General features: G+C 61.2%; 15 protein-coding genes. 10 read left to right on the top strand and 5 right to left on the bottom strand.

Annotated features, from left to right (window positions below; genetic code table 11):
- Nucleotides 1-124: 124 nt before the first annotated feature.
- The 6 genes from PSAKL28_RS26010 to PSAKL28_RS25985 all read left to right on the top strand — a co-directional run bounded on the left by PSAKL28_RS26010 (nt 125) and on the right by PSAKL28_RS25985 (nt 7,980).
- The gene (locus tag PSAKL28_RS26010) at nt 125-2,413 is read left to right on the top strand and encodes an ABC transporter permease subunit (RefSeq protein WP_038615981.1); all 2,289 of its coding nucleotides are present in this window, start codon (nt 125-127) and stop codon (nt 2,411-2,413) included.
- A gap of 17 nt (nt 2,414-2,430) precedes the next feature.
- On the top strand, nt 2,431-4,101 hold the full coding sequence (gene pstA / locus PSAKL28_RS26005) for a phosphate ABC transporter permease PstA (RefSeq protein WP_038615980.1): 1,671 nt from the start codon (nt 2,431-2,433) through the stop codon (nt 4,099-4,101).
- 85 nt (nt 4,102-4,186) lie between these two features.
- On the top strand, nt 4,187-5,020 hold the full coding sequence (gene pstB / locus PSAKL28_RS26000) for a phosphate ABC transporter ATP-binding protein PstB (RefSeq protein ID WP_038615978.1): 834 nt from the start codon (nt 4,187-4,189) through the stop codon (nt 5,018-5,020).
- Nucleotides 5,021-5,076: 56 nt separating this feature from the next.
- On the top strand, nt 5,077-5,835 hold the full coding sequence (gene phoU / locus PSAKL28_RS25995; RefSeq protein WP_038615977.1) for a phosphate signaling complex protein PhoU: 759 nt from the start codon (nt 5,077-5,079) through the stop codon (nt 5,833-5,835).
- Nucleotides 5,836-5,997: 162 nt separating this feature from the next.
- Entirely contained in the window at nt 5,998-6,900 is a 903-nt protein-coding gene (locus PSAKL28_RS25990; protein ID WP_038615974.1) for a response regulator, read from the top strand.
- 183 nt (nt 6,901-7,083) lie between these two features.
- On the top strand, nt 7,084-7,980 hold the full coding sequence (locus PSAKL28_RS25985) for a peptidoglycan DD-metalloendopeptidase family protein (RefSeq protein WP_038615972.1): 897 nt from the start codon (nt 7,084-7,086) through the stop codon (nt 7,978-7,980).
- Nucleotides 7,981-8,055: 75 nt separating this feature from the next.
- On the opposite strand, the gene PSAKL28_RS25980 is transcribed toward PSAKL28_RS25985, so the two are convergent.
- The 3 genes from PSAKL28_RS25980 to phoB all read right to left on the bottom strand — a co-directional run bounded on the left by PSAKL28_RS25980 (nt 8,056) and on the right by phoB (nt 11,556).
- Nucleotides 8,056-9,396, bottom strand: coding sequence for a hemolysin family protein (locus tag PSAKL28_RS25980; protein ID WP_038615969.1), 1,341 nt, complete (start codon nt 9,394-9,396; stop codon nt 8,056-8,058).
- Between the two features lie 115 nt (nt 9,397-9,511).
- Nucleotides 9,512-10,786 (bottom strand): phosphate regulon sensor histidine kinase PhoR, encoded by a 1,275-nt coding sequence (gene phoR, locus PSAKL28_RS25975; RefSeq protein WP_257011918.1) that lies wholly within the window; start codon nt 10,784-10,786, stop codon nt 9,512-9,514.
- Between the two features lie 80 nt (nt 10,787-10,866).
- Complete coding sequence (phoB, locus tag PSAKL28_RS25970; protein ID WP_038615964.1) at nt 10,867-11,556, bottom strand: phosphate regulon transcriptional regulator PhoB; 690 nt, start codon at nt 11,554-11,556, stop codon at nt 10,867-10,869.
- A 145-nt stretch (nt 11,557-11,701) separates the two neighbouring features.
- Here phoB and PSAKL28_RS25965 point away from each other — a divergent pair, with 145 nt between their 5' ends.
- Nucleotides 11,702-12,073, top strand: a complete 372-nt coding sequence (locus PSAKL28_RS25965) for a COG4315 family predicted lipoprotein (protein WP_038615961.1) — start codon at nt 11,702-11,704, stop codon at nt 12,071-12,073.
- Nucleotides 12,074-12,140: 67 nt separating this feature from the next.
- Here PSAKL28_RS25965 and ubiA read toward each other — a convergent pair whose 3' ends face one another.
- Complete coding sequence (ubiA, locus tag PSAKL28_RS25960; RefSeq protein WP_038615958.1) at nt 12,141-13,028, bottom strand: 4-hydroxybenzoate octaprenyltransferase; 888 nt, start codon at nt 13,026-13,028, stop codon at nt 12,141-12,143.
- Complete coding sequence (locus tag PSAKL28_RS25955) at nt 13,028-13,591, bottom strand: chorismate--pyruvate lyase family protein (RefSeq protein WP_038615955.1); 564 nt, start codon at nt 13,589-13,591, stop codon at nt 13,028-13,030. The genes ubiA and PSAKL28_RS25955 overlap by 1 nt, the downstream gene beginning before the upstream one ends.
- A 169-nt stretch (nt 13,592-13,760) precedes the next feature.
- On the opposite strand from PSAKL28_RS25955, the gene PSAKL28_RS25950 reads away from it, so the two are divergent.
- From PSAKL28_RS25950 to PSAKL28_RS25940, 3 genes are all read left to right on the top strand, one after another.
- Nucleotides 13,761-13,928 (top strand): rubredoxin, encoded by a 168-nt coding sequence (locus tag PSAKL28_RS25950; protein ID WP_028942479.1) that lies wholly within the window; start codon nt 13,761-13,763, stop codon nt 13,926-13,928.
- Nucleotides 13,929-13,961: 33 nt separating this feature from the next.
- Nucleotides 13,962-15,110 carry an NAD(P)/FAD-dependent oxidoreductase gene (locus PSAKL28_RS25945; protein ID WP_038615952.1) on the top strand — a complete coding sequence of 383 codons (1,149 nt, stop codon included), beginning with the start codon at nt 13,962-13,964 and terminating at the stop codon, nt 15,108-15,110.
- Between the two features lie 187 nt (nt 15,111-15,297).
- On the top strand, nt 15,298-15,573 hold the full coding sequence (locus PSAKL28_RS25940) for an HU family DNA-binding protein (RefSeq protein ID WP_003213368.1): 276 nt from the start codon (nt 15,298-15,300) through the stop codon (nt 15,571-15,573).
- The last annotated feature ends 21 nt before the right edge of the window (nt 15,574-15,594 follow it).

The following is a 15,594-nucleotide window of genomic DNA, read 5'->3' as shown; positions in this document are numbered from 1 at the left end:
AGCCCGGTCAATGACCCGGTTTCGCCACTAATTGCGAGTCCGCTGCCAGGACCACTGAGCGGCGGGCTTTTTTGCGTCACTGCATTGTCATGTTTTTGTCATACGGGACCGCTAGGGTGTGCGCATGAATGATCTGGCCAACTCCACAATGACCCAAAATTCTCCCCCCGTGCGGATTGACTTCAATACGCCCGAACTGCAACGCAAGCGCCGCATGCGTGCGCTCAAGGATCGCCTGACCCGCTGGTATGTACTGGTGGGCGGGCTTGCCGTGCTGGCAGCGATCACCTTGATCTTCTTCTACCTGGCCTATGTGGTCGTGCCGCTGTTCCAGGGCGCCACGCTGACCAGCAAGAAAGCGCTGGAGCCGACCTGGCTGAGTCAGGATGCCGGTAAACCGCTGATGATTGCCCTGGAAGAGCAGAACCTGGTGGGGATGCGGGTTTCCGACAAGGGTCAAGCACTGTTCTTCGACACCAAGAGCGGTGCCGAGCTCAAACGCGTTGACCTGCCAGTACCGGCAGGTACCCAGGTGACCTCTATTGGCGCCGATCAGCCGGGTAACCCGCTGGTGGTGCTGGGCTTGTCCAACGGTCAGGCGCTGGCGTTCAGCCACAGCTACAAGATCACCTACCCGGACAACAAGAAAACCATCACCCCAGCCATCGACTTCCCTTATGGCCAGGAGCCGTTCGTGCTCGATGAGCAGGGCCGCGCGCTGGAGCATGTCAGCCTCAATGTGAATGGCGAGACCCTGGTGGTTGCCGGTTCCACTGGCGCGCACCTGCAGGTGGTATCGCTGAGCCGCGAAGAAAACATGATGACCGGTGAGGTCACCAGCGAGCAGAACCGCATTGACCTGCCGCAGATGACTGAACCGGTCAAAGCGATCTTCATCGATCCGCGTCAGCAGTGGCTGTATGTGATCAACGGTCGGGCTCAGGCGGATGTCTTCAGCCTGCGTGAAAAGAGCCTCAATGGCCGTTACAAACTGCTCGACGACGGCAATGCCGAAGTCACCGCCAGCACCCAGCTGGTCGGCGGTATCTCGCTGATCATTGGCGACTCCAAAGGCGGCCTGGCCCAGTGGTTCATGGCCCGCGATCCGGACGGCGAGCAGCGCTTCAAGCGCATTCGCGAGTTCCAGATGGGCACAGCGCCGATCGTGCAGATCGATGCCGAAGAGCGCCGCAAGGGCTTCGTTGCCCTGGATGCTGCCGGCAAGCTTGGCGTGTTCCACAGTACTGCGCACCGTACCCTGCTGGTCGAGCCGGTAGCCGAAGGCGCAGGCATTCTGGCACTGTCGCCGCGGGCCAACCGCATCATCGTCGAAGAGGGCGGCAAGCTGCTGCCACTAACGCTGAAGAACCCGCACCCGGAAGTGTCCTGGAGCGCGTTGTGGAGCAAGGTCTGGTACGAGAACTATGACGAGCCGAAGTACGTCTGGCAGTCCACCGCCTCGAACACCGACTTCGAACCCAAGCTGAGCCTCTCGCCGCTGACCTTCGGTACCCTGAAAGCTGCGTTCTACGCGATGATTCTGGCGGCTCCGCTGGCCATTGCCGCAGCCATCTACACCGCTTACTTCATGGCCCCGGGCATGCGCCGCAAGGTCAAGCCGGTGATCGAGCTGATGGAGGCGATGCCGACAGTAATCCTCGGTTTCTTCGCCGGCCTGTTCCTGGCGCCGTACCTGGAAGGCCACCTGCCGGGTGTATTCAGCCTGTTCCTGCTGATGCCGATCGGCATCCTGGTCGCCGGCTTCGCCTGGAGCCGCCTGCCTGAGTCGATTCGCCTGCGGGTTCCGGATGGCTGGGAATCGGCGATCCTGATCCCGGTCATCCTGCTGACCGGCTGGTTCGCCTTGTACATGAGCCCACTTCTGGAGACCTGGTTCTTCGGTGGTGACATGCGCCTGTGGATCACCAATGACCTGGGCATCACCTACGATCAGCGCAACGCCCTGGTCGTCGGTATCGCCATGGGCTTCGCGGTGATTCCGAACATCTATTCGATTGCCGAAGACGCCGTGTTCAGCGTGCCGCGCAGCCTGACCCTGGGCTCCCTGGCACTCGGTGCAACGCCATGGCAGACCCTGACCCGCGTGGTCATCCTGACCGCCAGCCCGGGTATTTTCTCGGCGCTGATGATCGGTATGGGCCGTGCGGTGGGTGAAACCATGATTGTGCTGATGGCCACCGGCAACACCCCTGTCATGGAAATGAACCTGTTCGAAGGTATGCGCACCCTGGCCGCCAACGTTGCGGTGGAGATGCCGGAATCGGAAGTCGGTGGCAGCCATTACCGCGTGCTGTTCCTCGCCGCGCTGGTGCTGTTGATGTTCACCTTCGTGATGAACACCTTGGCCGAGCTGATTCGCCAGCGTCTGCGCAAGAAATACTCGTCGCTTTGATAGAAAGGTAGAGATCCGTGAAAAAGGATTCCCTCAAAAGCTGGTTCAAGAGCGGCGCCCCCGGCGTCTGGATCAGCGGTGGCGCCGTCGCCATCGCGGTGATCATGACCATCGGTCTGCTCTCTGTGATCGCTGTGCGCGGCCTCGGCCACTTCTGGCCAGCCGACCTGGTCCAGGCCACCTACAAGGTGCCTGGCCAGGCCGACCACGTCGTTATCGGCGAAGTGGTGCAGAAAGAAGAAGTGCCGCTGGCACGTCTGAAAGGGGCCGGCCTGCCGGTCCCGGAGAACGGCCCGGAGTTTATGACCCGTGAGCTGATCAAGGTCGGCAACCGTGACCTCAACGGCAGCGACTTCACCTGGGTGGTCGGCGATTGGCTGACCGACCTGCAGACGCCGGTCGAGCTGATTGCCCTGGAACGTCGTGAGTGGGGCAACTTCTACGGCTACCTGGTCAGCGTCAAGGAAAACGGCAAGGTCGTCGCCGAAGGCCAGGCGGCCTGGTCCGAGCTGCAAGCGCGCCTCAAGCGTGCCGACAAGCTGGCTGGCGAGCTGCAGAAGCTTGAGAAGAAGGACATCGGTGCCATCAACTACGGCCTTGAGCGTCTGCGTCTGCACGCTCGCAAGCTGGAACTCGACGGCAAACTGGATGCCGCCGCCCAGGCTGACATGGACGCCGAACGCGCCGAGCTGAACAACCGCTACAAGGCCATCGAAGAGCGTCTGAGCAACCTGCATCAGGATTTTGGTCGCGACAGCCTGGTTGCAAAGGATGGCAACGGTCGTGAAGTCGAGATCAACCTGAGCAAGGTGGTTCACGCTTACCAGCCGAACGGCATGGGCTTCTTCACCAAGATGGGCGTGTATTTCGCCAAGGTCTGGGAGTTTCTTAGCGACGACCCGCGTGAAGCCAACACCGAAGGCGGGATCTTTCCTGCAATCTTCGGTACCGTGATGATGACCCTGATCATGGCCGTGATCGTCACCCCGTTCGGCGTGCTGGCGGCGGTGTACCTGCGTGAATATGCGCGTCAGGGGCCGGTGACCCGCCTGATCCGTATCGCCGTGAACAACCTCGCCGGTGTTCCGGCCATCGTCTACGGTGTGTTCGGTCTGGGCTTCTTCGTCTATGTACTGGGTGGCTCGCTCGACCGCCTGTTCTTTCCTGAAGCACTGCCAGCGCCAACCCTGGGTACGCCGGGTCTGCTCTGGGCCTCGCTGACCCTGGCACTGCTGGCGGTACCGGTGGTGATCGTGGCCACTGAAGAAGGCCTGGCGCGTATCCCGCGTACGGTTCGCGAAGGTTCGCTGGCGCTCGGTGCAACCAAGGCCGAGACCCTGTGGAAGATCGTCCTGCCGATGGCCAGCCCGGCGATGATGACCGGGATGATCCTCGCCGTTGCCCGCGCCGCGGGTGAAGTGGCACCGCTGATGCTGGTGGGTGTGGTGAAGCTGGCGCCATCGCTGCCGGTGGACGGCAACTACCCGTACCTGCACCTGGACCAGAAGATCATGCACCTGGGCTTCCATATTTATGACGTCGGCTTCCAGAGCCCGAACGTCGAGGCCGCGCGGCCACTGGTATACGCCACTGCATTGCTGCTGGTGCTGGTGATCGCCACGCTCAACCTGTCGGCCGTATGGATTCGTAACCACCTGCGCGAGAAGTACAAGGCGCTGGACAGCTGATCGAAACACCCTTTTTGCAAGTGCCGCCCGTGTGTTGTGCCGGGCGGTTCGATGAAACGAAATTGATAGCGTATGGAGTCTGACCATGCAGCAAGAATCCCACGCCCACGGCATCGATATGTCGGCCCTGGGTCGTACCAAGCAGAGCCTGCAACTGGCTGATGAAACCGTGGCCATCGAAGTGCCTGGCCTGAGCCTGTACTACGGCGAGAAACAAGCCCTGTTCGACGTCAGCATGAACATCCCGAAACAGCGCGTGACCGCCTTCATCGGCCCGTCCGGCTGCGGTAAGTCGACCTTGCTGCGCACCTTCAACCGCATGAACGACCTGGTTGACGGTTGCCGCGTCGAGGGTGCGATCAACCTGTACGGCAACAACATCTACCGCAAGGGCGAGGACGTGGCCGAACTGCGTCGCCGAGTCGGCATGGTGTTCCAGAAACCCAACCCGTTCCCCAAGACCATCTACGAAAACGTGGTCTACGGCCTGCGCATCCAGGGCATCAACAAGAAGCGCGTGCTCGATGAGGCCGTGGAATGGGCACTCAAGGGCGCGGCCCTGTGGGAGGAGGTCAAGGACCGCCTGCACGAGTCGGCCCTGGGCCTGTCCGGTGGTCAACAGCAGCGTCTGGTGATTGCCCGCACCATCGCCGTGGAACCAGAAGTGCTGCTACTCGACGAACCATGCTCGGCTCTGGACCCGATCTCGACGCTGAAGGTCGAAGAGCTGATTTACGAACTGAAGTCCAAGTACACCATCGTCATCGTTACCCACAACATGCAGCAGGCGGCGCGGGTTTCCGATTACACCGCCTTCATGTACATGGGCAAGCTGATCGAGTTCGGTGACACTGACACGCTGTTCACCAATCCGGCGAAGAAGCAGACCGAAGACTACATCACCGGTCGGTATGGCTAGGATTCAACGACTGAACGCCGCCTGACAGCACTTACCGGACGCTCCAAGGATTTCTCATGATCAACAAAGACAGCCTTACCCACCACATCTCCCAGCAGTTCAACGCCGAACTCGAGGAGGTCCGCAGTCACCTCCTGGCGATGGGCGGTCTGGTCGAGAAACAGGTCAATGACGCGGTTACCGCGCTGATCGAGGCCGACTCGGGCCTGGCCCAGCAAGTGCGCGAAGTCGACGAGCAGATCAACCAGATGGAGCGCAACATCGACGAGGAATGCGTGCGCATTCTCGCCCGTCGTCAGCCGGCCGCTTCCGACCTGCGTCTGATCATCAGCATTTCCAAGTCGGTGATCGACCTGGAGCGCATCGGTGACGAATCGACCAAGATCGCCCGCCGCGCCATTCAGTTGTGCGAAGAAGGTGAGTCGCCGCGTGGCTACGTCGAAGTCCGGCACATCGGCGACCAGGTGCGCAACATGGTCCGCGATGCGCTGGATGCCTTTGCCCGTTTCGATGCCGACCTGGCACTGTCGGTGGCCCAGTATGACAAGACCATCGACCGCGAGTACAAGACCGCACTGCGCGAGCTGGTGACCTACATGATGGAAGATCCGCGTTCGATCTCGCGGGTACTCAGCGTGATCTGGGCCTTGCGTTCACTGGAGCGGATCGGCGACCACGCGCGCAACATCTCCGAGCTGGTGATCTACCTGGTGCGCGGTACCGATGTGCGTCACCTGGGCCTCAAGCGCATGAAAGAAGAGGTCGAGGGCGGCAGCGAAAAGGCTAATGTTCCGGCTGAAACTGACGATAAGTAAGACTGCCCCGAGAACGAACGCCCGGCCCTGGCCGGGCGTTTTCGTTTGCGGTCGAGCACCTCAAGGCAGCCGCGAACGAAACCACGAGTCCCGGCGTGAGCCAATGTTTGGCAAATGGCCATTAGTCAGCGTTATGCTAGTCGGGATTCAATAGGAGTGGCGATGAGTAAAGTCAGTGTGTTGGTTGTGGATGATGCGCCGTTCATTCGCGACCTGGTGAAGAAGTGTCTGCGCAACTATTTCCCGGGGATTGTCATCGAAGACGCGGTCAACGGTCGCAAGGCCCAGACATTGCTGGCGCGTGAAGCTTTCGACCTGGTCCTGTGCGACTGGGAAATGCCGGAAATGTCCGGGTTGGAGCTGCTGACCTGGTGCCGTCAGCAGGAGTCGATGAAGACGTTGCCGTTCATCATGGTGACCAGCCGCGGCGACAAGGAAAACGTGGTCCAGGCGATCCAGGCCGGTGTTTCTGACTTCGTCGGCAAGCCGTTCACCAATGAGCAATTGCTGACCAAGGTGAAGAAGGCCCTGACCAAGGTTGGCAAGCTCGATACCTTGCTGGCCAGCGCCCCGACGCGTGCCAATTCAGCTTTTGCCAATGACTCGCTGAGCGCCCTCACCGGTGGCCGTGCCGAAACGGTAAAACCGACAGCACCGGCTGCTCCGGTGGCGGCGGCCAAGCCCCTGATCAACGCGCCCAAGCCCACTGCTGCCGCTGCCGCACCTGCGGGGCGTGGCCAAGGGCAACTGCGTCTGCCAAGCGGTGTGCAGCCGTGCGTGATCAAGGCCCTGAGCCTCAAGGAGGCGCTGCTGGTGGTCCGCCGTGGCGAGACCCTGCCACAGGTGCTCGAAGGTGCTGTGCTCGATCTGGAGCAGGGTGAGAACGCCGAAGTCGCCCGCCTCAATGGTTACCTGCATGCGGTGGCGGCGCTGGAGCCCAAGCCGGACAGCGACTGGTTGCAACTGACCTTCAAGTTCGTCGATCAGGATGCCCAGAAGCTGGACTACCTGTCGCGGCTGATTGCCCGTGGTACGGCGCAGAAGCATTTCGTGCCGGGAGCTTGATAAAACCTATCGCGGGGCAAGCCCGCTCCCACAGGGGGAGTTGAATCCCCTGTGGGAGCGGGCTTGCCCCGCGATGAATACACCGCTCGTCCACTGGCACACCCCTGAAACACTCCCATCCTCTCTCCGGCAAAATCCCCTGCTAGTCTTCGACAGACTTCAACTGTCAAAAAGCCACTAACCATGCAGGCACATTCGCTGCTGTTCTGCGCCTTGCTCGTGGCTTGCAGCCCGACCCTGGCCTCGACTTTCTACAAAAGCACCGATACCAACGGTGTGGTCTCGTATTCCGACCGGCCACTGCCTGGCGCAAAGGCCTTTGTCTTTCGCGACCAGATGGTCGAGCAGCTGGAAGGTCAGGTGAAACTGCACGCTATCAAGTTCGCCAGCGGCGTGAGCTTCAGCGCCCGCAACGACACCCATGCGCCGGTGGAGGTGGAGCTGCGCCTGGAGCGTCTGGGTAACGCCAAGGGCGCAGGTACGCGGCTTGTCCGGCGTGTGGTGCCTGCGCGTGCGGCAGTGCTGCTGACCGTGGTCAACGCACTGCAAGCGGACCTGCCGGTGAGTTATCAGGAGAAGTTCACCTATGCCCTGGGCAACCCGGCACAGCGCCAGCAGGCCTTTAAATATCCGCTGCCATGGCGCGGCGGGCCTTTTCGCGTGACCCAGGGGGCCAACGGCAGTTACAGCCATTTCGGCCCCAAAAGCCGCTACGCCATGGATATCGCCATGCCTGAAGGTACGCCGATCATTGCTTCACGGGCGGGCACTGTGATCAAGACCGAGAACAACCAGAGCGGGCGCGGCACGCACCCGGCCGGCAATTTCGTGCGGATTCTGCATGACGACGGCACCATGGGTGTCTATCTGCACCTGATGCGTGGTTCTGTGGTGGTTCGCGAGGGACAGCGGGTGGTGTACGGGAGCGCGCTGGCAAAATCCGGCAACACCGGCAACAGCACTGGCCCGCACCTGCATTTTGTCGTGCAGCGCAACGTCGGGCTGGCGCTGGAGTCGATTCCTTACCAGTTCAACCAGCCTGTCGGCGGGTTGCCGGACTTTACCGCCGGCAATCCTTGATCGCGGGGCAAGCCCGCTCCCACAGGCTGGAATGACCTGTGGGAGCGGGCTTGCCCCGCGATGCGGTGTTGCAGCTCAATCGAGCTTGAGCACCTTGGCCAGAACAATCTTCGGGCCTTTCATCTTCTTGATGATGATGCGCAGGCCTTCGACTTCCAGCTGCTCCTCTTCTTCCGGTACCCGCTTGAGGGTCTCGTAGACCAGACCGGCGAGGGTTTCCGCCTCGATATGGTCCAGGTCCACGCCGAGCAGGCGCTCGACCTTGAACAGCGGCGTGTCGCCACGTACCAGCAGCTTGCCTGGCTGGTAGGCAAGGATGCCGCGCTCGGCCTTGCGGTGTTCGTCCTGGATGTCACCGACCAGCACTTCCAGCACGTCTTCCATGGTCAGGTAGCCAATGACCTTGCCATCGGCTTCCTCGACCAGGGCGAAGTGCGCGCCGCCTTTGCGGAACTCTTCGAGCAGGTGGGCCAGAGGCATGTGGCGGGACACGCGCTCCAGCGGCCGGGTCAATTCGGCAAGGTTGAAGGATTCGGGGATGTGCTCCAGATCGGCCAGTTCCAGCAGCAGATCCTTGATATGCAGCAGGCCGATGAACTCACCACGCTTGGCATCGAACACCGGGTAACGGCTGAATTTGTGCCGGCGGAACATCGCCAGGATTTCCTTGAGCGGCGCATGGGCGTCGAGGCAGACCATGTCTTCACGGGAGTTGGCCCAGTCGACCACCTCCAGTTCACCCATTTCCACTGCCGACGCCAGTACGCGCATGCCCTGGTCGCTGGGGTCCTGGCCACGGCTGGAGTGCAGGATCAGCTTCAGTTCGTCGCGGCTGTAATGGTGCTCATGATGCGGGCCGGGTTCACCCTGGCCGGCGATACGCAAAATGGCGTTGGCACTGGCGTTGAGCAGGTAGATGGCCGGGTACATCAGCCAGTAGAACAGGTACAGCGGTACCGCAGTCCACAGCGACAGCAGTTCGGGTTTGCGGATCGCCCAGGACTTGGGCGCCAGTTCACCGACCACGATGTGCAGGTAGGAAATCACGAAGAAGGCGCTGAAGAACGACACCGCTTTGATCACCTCCGGCGACTCTACGCCGACAGCGGCCAGCAGCGGTTCGAGCAGATGCGCAAAGGCCGGTTCACCGACCCAGCCCAGGCCCAGCGAGGCGAGGGTAATGCCCAGCTGGCAGGCCGAAAGGTAGGCGTCCAGCTGGTTGTGCACGGTGCGCAGGATTTGCCCGCGCCAGCCATGCTGCACGGCAATCGACTCGACCTTGGTCGAGCGCAATTTGACCATGGCGAACTCGGCGGCAACGAAAAAGCCGTTGAGCAGCACCAGCAGCAGAGCAAAAAGAATCATGCCGAAATCGGCGAAAAGTGAGGCGAAGCTGATACCAGGGGAAGGGTCCATGATGGGGTTTTACGGGGTCCGTCATCTGAAAAAAGAAAGAAATGCCGTGCCAGCATTCGCTGGCACAAGTCCGCCAATGTAGCGGGTGAGGGCGCGGTTGCCTAGGGGAAGGCCCTCAGGAGGCCTGGCGCTGGGCAATCTGCACGGGAGCGAAATGGCAGGTAAAGGTGCTGCCGTGGCCGGGTACGCTGCTGATTTCCAGGCGTGCGCGATGACGCAACAGTACGTGCTTGACGATTGCCAGGCCAAGGCCGGTGCCGCCGGTATTGGAGGCGCGGCTGGAGTCGACCCGGTAGAAACGCTCGGTCAGGCGTGGCAGGTGTTTGGCGTCAATGCCGATACCCGAGTCCTGAACGCTGAGGTGCGCGCCCTGTTCGTCGGCCCACCAGCGAATGCGGATCTGTCCTTCGTCCTGGGTGTATTTGACCGCGTTGAAAATCAGATTGGAGAACGCGCTGCGCAGCTCGGCCTCACTGCCCTTGAGGAAAATACCGGGTGTGGTTTCCAGGCTGATGCGCTGGTTACGCTGGCCTGACAGCGCCTGGGCATCGCCCTTGATCGATTGCAGCAAGGCTTCAACCGCCACCGGCTGGTTGTCCGAGGGGTAATCGGTGGCTTCCAGCTTGGCCAGCAACAGCAGGTCATTGAGCAGGGTCTGCATGCGCCCGCCTTGTTGCTGCATTTGCTGCAGGGCGCGGACCCAGCGCGGATTCACGTCCTCGACGTTGTCGAGCAGGGTTTCCAGGTAGCCGGCGATCACCGTCAGCGGCGTGCGCAGTTCATGCGAGACGTTGGCAACGAAATCCTTGCGCATCTGTTCGAGCTGGTGGATACGGGTGACGTCGCGTACCAGCATCAGGTGCTCGTTGTTGCCATAGCGGGTGATATGCAGCTGTACGCGCAGGCGGTCGTTGATCGGCGAAGGGATCTCCAGCGGTTCGAGGTAGTTCTCCTGTTCGAAGTACTCCTTGAAGCGCGGGTGGCGCACCAGATTGGTGACTGGTTGGCCGCTGTCCTGTGGGGTTTTCAGGCCCAGCAGGGTTTCGGCGGCGCGGTTCCACCACTCCAGGTTGCCGTCGCTGTCGAGCATGATCACCGCGTCCTTGAGCGCGGCGGTGGACTCCTGCACGCGGTCGATCACCGCCTGCAGACGGCCACGCACGCGCTGGTCGCGGCGTTGCAGGTGATAGATGCTGTCGAACACCTCGCCCCACAGGCCATAGCCATCAGGCGGTGCTTCGTCGGGTTTGTGCAGGCGCAACCACTCATGCAGGCGCAGCAATTGCTTGAGGGTCCAGCCCAGGTAGAGCGCCAGGCCCAGGGCCAGGCTCCAGCCGTAATAGCCGCTGATCAGGCCGACCAGCAGGCAGGCGCTGATCAATAGCAGCATGTGGCGAATCAGGGTGCCATGCCAGTTCTGGTTCAATTAACGACGCGTCCTTTCCAATACCTTGGGCCTGATATAGCGGTTCAGCTCTTGGTGGAGAAGCGATAACCGGTACCGCGTACGGTTTGTACCAGATTCTCGTAGGCATCACCCAGCGCCTTGCGCAGGCGGCGGATGTGCACGTCGACGGTGCGTTCTTCAACATAGACGTTGCCGCCCCAGACCTGATCGAGCAGTTGGCCGCGGGTGTAGGCGCGCTCCTGGTGGGTCATGAAGAACTGCAGCAGGCGGTATTCGGTCGGGCCCATTTCGGCTGGCTTGCCATCAATGGTCACACGGTGGCTGATCGGATCGAGCAGCAGCCCACCGACTTCTATGGGCGCTTCGCCATCGCTTGGGCCGGCGCGGCGCAGCACGGCCTTGAGCCGGGCGACCAGCTCGCGGGGCGAGAAGGGTTTGGTGATGTAGTCGTCGGCACCGACTTCAAGACCCTGGATCTTGTTGTCTTCCTCACCTTTGGCGGTCAGCATGATGATCGGGATATCGCCGGTCAGCTCGTCGCGCTTCAGGCGTCGGGCCAGTTCGATACCCGAAGTGCCCGGGAGCATCCAGTCGAGCAGGATCAGGTCCGGCTTGCGGTCGACGATCATGGCGTGGGCCTGCTGCGAGTTTTCTGCTTCCAGGCAGTCATAGCCGGCCATTTCCAATGCAACGGCGATCATCTCGCGGATTGGCGCTTCGTCGTCAACGATCAGAATGTTTCTGCCAACCATGTTCAAACCTCTTCCCGTTCAGGTGTCTTGGCCCGCATTAGATAACGGAATTATTGCAGTCGTGTGACAAGTCGTGGGCGTTTCAGCAACATTCGGTTACTGGGCTAGGCTTAAATTCCCTCTCCCGAGAAACACGGTGGATCCAATGACACGACATACGCTGAACTGGATGGCGCTTTTCACTGCGGTGGCACTGGCGTTGCCAGGAATGGCGTCGGCGCATCATGCCATGATGAAAGACGGTGTGATGGTCGACCATGCTGGCATGACGCTCTACACCTTTGACAAGGATTCGGGCGGCAAGTCCATGTGCAACGATGAGTGTGCCAAGAACTGGCCGCCGCTGATGGTCAAAGACGGCGACATGGCCGAGGAGGGCTGGACACAGATCAAGCGTGACGATGGCTCGATGCAATGGGCCTACAAAGGCAAGCCGGTGTACACCTTCATCAAGGACAAGAAAGCCGGTGACATGACCGGTGACGGCATGAAGGATGTCTGGCATGTGATCAAGTAGTCGTGCCGTAATCGCGGGGCAAGCCCGCTCCCACTGCTCTGTGGGAGCGGGCTTGCCCCGCGACGAATCAGAAGCTGTAATCCAGCACGATCCCGACAAATACCAGCAACCCGGCCCAGTGGTTATGCAGGAAGGCCTTGAAACACGACTCGCGGTCCAGCTTGCGGGTGGTCCAGAATTCCCAGACGAAGCACGCCAGGGCGGCTATCAGCCCAAGGTGGAACCAGCCCCCCAGTTCGAAGCGATTACCGGCCATCAACAAGCAGCCCAGCGACAGCACTTGCAGGGTCAGGATAATCATCCGGTCGGCTTCACCGAACAGGATCGCGGTAGATTTGACCCCGATCTTCAGATCATCGTCGCGATCGACCATGGCGTAGTAGGTGTCATAGCCCACCGTCCACAGCAGGTTGGCGATGTACAGCAGCCAGGCGATGGCCGGCAGCTCGCCGTTGGCTGCGGTGAAGGCCATGGGAATGCCCCAGGAATAGGCCGCTCCAAGCACCACCTGCGGGTAGTAGGTGTAGCGCTTCATGAAGGGATAGCAGGCCGCCAACGCCACCGCGCCGAACGATAACCATACCGTCTGGGTATTGGTGCACAGCACCAGCAGGAAGCTCACGCCCACCAGCACGGCAAACAGCACCAGTGCTTCGCGGGCATTGATCCGGCCGGCTGCCAACGGGCGGTCGGCGGTGCGTTTGACGTGGCCATCGACCTTGCGGTCGGCGAAGTCGTTGATGGCGCAACCGGCCGCACGCATCAGCACCACGCCGAGGGTGAAAATCAGCACGTTGGCCAAGGTCGGCGTACCCTTGGCGGCGATCCACACCGCTGACAGCGTCGGCCACAACAGCAGGTAGATACCGATCGGCCGGTCCATGCGGCTCAACTGGATGAAGTCCCAGGCGCGCGGATGCAGACGATTGAGCGACTTGAGCAGCTGCAGGTACATCAGCGGATCTCCCCGGAAATCTCGGTGGCCTGCCACAGCGACGGCAGGAAGACTTCGGCAACCAGCACGCTCAGTGTGGCCCGATCAAAGCGCGAGCGACGCCCCCAGAGCTTGTCGCTGGCGTCGATCGCCGGCAGCCAGGCCTTGGGGTAATGACAGACCTCAATGGCGCGGCGCGTAAAGGCCTGGTCGCAGAACAACAGTTCGCCCAGCGAGCGGCTGCCCAGTGCTTCCATGTCCAGCCCGCCACTTTCGAGGGCACTGCGTGAGGCGACACTGCGGGCGAACACCCAGGCCTGGCCGTGGCCGCGCAAGTACACTTCGCGGACCCAGCCTTCGCTGCCAGGCGCCAGATCCAGTGCCTGGCACTCGTCATCACGCAGGGGCTGCCAACCCTCGTAAAGGGGTGTAACAGAAAAGTGATCGGCGGATAATCGAGTCAGGCGACGGGTCAGTGATCCTTGATCGAACAACCAGTCAAGGAGCGCAGGCGTTGCGCTGTCTGCTACCTGAGAGTACTGCAACCATTCTGCAGCGGGCGCTTGCGATGTTTCGTACGGCACGATGGTATGGGTTAACAGGCCAAAGAGACCGCGAGCTTAGCATGATTGCCCGATCCGGCTTGCATGCTGGCACCTGGCTCCAGTACAAAGCCCCTCCTTGAGAAGGTCGCCACTGTAATGTTCCCGAGAGCGACCACTCCAATGCCTGGGTTTGTTGAGGAAGTAAGTAATGAAAAAGTGGCAGTGTATTGTTTGTGGCCTGATCTACGACGAGGCCGAGGGTTGGCCGGATGATGGCATCGCCCCGGGTACTCGTTGGGAAGATGTCCCGGCAGACTGGCTGTGCCCGGACTGCGGTGTGGGCAAGATGGATTTCGAAATGATCGCCATCGGCTGATCACAATTTAATCAGGAAGCAAGGAAACAGGGCATGACGGCACCGGTGGTAATTGTGGGTACTGGCTTGGCGGGTTACAACCTGGCCCGCGAATTTCGCAAGCTCGACGGCGAGACGCCGTTGCTGTTGATTACCGCCGACGACGGCCGTTCCTATTCCAAGCCAATGTTGTCCACCGGCTTTGCCAAGCACAAGGATGCCGACGGCCTGAGCATGGCCGAGCCGGGGGCCATGGCTGAGCAGCTCAAGGCCGAAGTGCGTACCCATACCCGCATCAGCGGCATCGATCCGGGCCATAAGCGCCTGTGGATCGGCGAAGAGCAGGTGGCCTACCGCGACCTGATCCTGGCCTGGGGCGCGCAAACCGTGCAGGTGCCGGTCGAAGGCGATGCCGGTGAGGCGATCTTCCCGATCAACGATCTGGAGGATTACGCCCGCTTCCGTGCGGCGGCGGCGGGCAAGCAGCGGGTGTTGATCCTCGGGGCCGGCCTGATCGGCTGTGAATTCGCCAACGACATGAGCCTGGGCGGTTTCCAGGTCGAGCTGGTGGCGCCGTGCGAGCAGGTCATGCCGACCTTGCTGCACCCGGCGGCTGCCGCTGCCGTGCAGACTGGCCTGGAGGCGCTTGGCGTGCGCTTTCATCTCGGGCCGGTGCTGACGCGTCTGCAACGGGTTGCCGAAGGGCTGGAGGCGCACCTCTCGGACGGTACGGTGATCGCGTGTGACCTGGTGGTTTCGGCGGTTGGCCTGCGTCCACGCATCGACCTGGCTTCTGCGGCCGGCTTGCAGGTTAACCGTGGTGTGGTGGTCGACCGGCACCTGCGTACTTCGCATGCCAATATCTACGCTTTGGGTGATTGCGCCGAAGTCGATGGCCTCAACCTGCTCTATGTCATGCCGTTGATGAGCTGCGCGCGCGCGCTGGCACAAACCCTGGCTGGCAACCCGACAGCAGTTGCCTACGGCCCTATGCCGGTTACGGTGAAGACACCGGCTTGTCCGCTGGTGGTCTCGCCGCCACCTCATGGCCGCGAAGGTACATGGCAGGTCGAAGGTCAGGGCCTTGACCTCAAGGTGCTCTGTCATGACGTCGATGGCAACCTGTTGGGCTACGCCCTGACGGGCTCGGCAGTGATGGAGAAACTGGCTCTAAATCGGCAGCTTCCGGCGCTCATGGCGTAAATAGCGGGCGTTCTGTCGGATTTCCCCTGTTATTGCCGCAACAATGGCCGTCCAGAGACTGGCGCGGCCCCTGACAGCATGCCATCCTCACTCCCGTCTGCCGCAGTTTAGAGCCTGCGGTGCCTTGGGCGCTGTTCTTGAAGAGCAGCACGGCATAACAACAAAAAACCGTCTAAGAGGCTTCACTATGCGCAAACCAGAACTCGCCGCAGCTATTGCTGAAAAGGCCGACCTCACCAAAGAGCAAGCCAATCGCGTGCTCAACGCCGTGCTCGAAGAAATCACTGGCGCCCTGCACCGCAAGGACAGCGTGACGCTGGTCGGATTCGGTACATTCCTGCAGCGTCATCGTGGCGCTCGCACTGGCAAGAACCCGCAAACCGGTGAGCCAGTCAAAATCAAAGCCAGCAACACGGTTGCCTTCAAACCAGGTAAATCCCTGAAGGACAGCGTCAATCCGTGATGCCTCGCACAGATTGATTGC

The organism is Pseudomonas alkylphenolica (assembly GCF_000746525.1).
In the GTDB taxonomy this organism is placed as follows: Bacteria; Pseudomonadota; Gammaproteobacteria; order Pseudomonadales; family Pseudomonadaceae; genus Aquipseudomonas; species Aquipseudomonas alkylphenolica.
Note: the sequence above shows the minus strand (reverse complement) of the source record. Positions and strands in the feature narration are given on the sequence as shown.